Raw genomic sequence first — 1175 nt, 5'->3', positions numbered from 1 at the left:
TGGCCGCCGAAAAAGGCGCTGAAATTGGCGTCTGCGTGCTGGAGAAAGGCTCGGAGATCGGGGCGCATATCCTCTCGGGCGCGGTCATGGATCCGCGCGCCCTCAATGAGCTGATTCCCGACTGGAAAGAGCAAGGCGCACCGCTGAACGTGCCCGTGACCGAGGATAAATTCCTCTTCCTCTCGGAATCGGGCGCGAAGTCCGTGCCGAACTGGGCGCTGCCCGACAACTTCAAGAACCACGGCAACTACGTCATCAGCCTCGCCAACGTCACGCGCTGGCTTGGGACAATGGCCGAGGCGCTGGGCGTGGAAATCTTCCCGGGCTTTCCGGCCGCCGAAGTGCTCTACCACGACGACGGCTCGGTCAAGGGCGTCGCCACCGGCAACATGGGCGTGGGCAAGGACGGGGAGCCCACCGAGAACTTCCAGCTCGGCATGGAGCTGCACGCGAAGTACACGCTGTTTTGTGAAGGTTGCCGCGGCCACCTGGGCCGCCAGCTCAACGAGAAGTTCAAGCTGGGCAAGGACGCCGACCCGCAGGTCTACGGCATCGGCATCAAGGAACTGTGGGAGATCGATCCCGCGAAGCACCAGCCGGGCCTCGTGATCCACACGGCCGGCTGGCCGCTCGAGAGCGACACCTACGGCGGCTCGTTCCTGTACCACACCGACAACAACCAGGTGATGGTGGGTTTTGTCGTCGGTCTCGCGTACCAGAACCCGTATCTCTCGCCGTTCGAGGAGTTCCAGCGCTACAAGACGCACCCGGAAATCCGCAAGTATCTGGAAGGCGGCAAGCGCGTGTCGTACGGCGCGCGCGCGATCACGGCGGGCGGCCTGATGTCGCTGCCGAAGCTCGTGTTCCCGGGCGGCGCGCTCGTGGGCGACGATGCGGGCTTTCTGAACGCCTCGCGCATCAAGGGCAGCCACGCGGCAATCAAGACCGGCATGCTGGCTGCGGACGCGGCGTTCGAAGCCGTGCAGGCCGGCCGCCAGAGCGACGAGCTCGCTGCGTACCCGGAAGCGTTCAGGCAGTCGTGGCTCTCCACGGAGCTGTACAAGGCGCGCAACTTCAAGCAGTGGATGAGCAAGGGCCTGTACCTGGGCACGCTGATGGTGGGCATCGAGCAGAAGCTGCTGGGCGGCAACGTGCCGTGGACGCTGCATCACCAG

At 64.9% G+C, this 1175-nt stretch carries 1 protein-coding gene; it reads left to right on the top strand.

Features of this window, described 5'->3' with window-relative positions; translation table 11 throughout:
- Window positions 1-1175 (top strand): NAD(P)/FAD-dependent oxidoreductase (locus VSR34_RS37935; RefSeq protein ID WP_342965179.1); only part of this gene is annotated, 1175 nt, incomplete at both ends.

The sequence above is a fragment of the Paraburkholderia sp. JHI2823 genome (assembly GCF_038900695.1).
Classification (GTDB): Bacteria; Pseudomonadota; Gammaproteobacteria; order Burkholderiales; family Burkholderiaceae; genus Paraburkholderia; species Paraburkholderia mimosarum.
The sequence above is the reverse complement of the archived record's forward strand: the minus strand, read 5'-3'. Positions and strand labels throughout refer to the sequence as shown.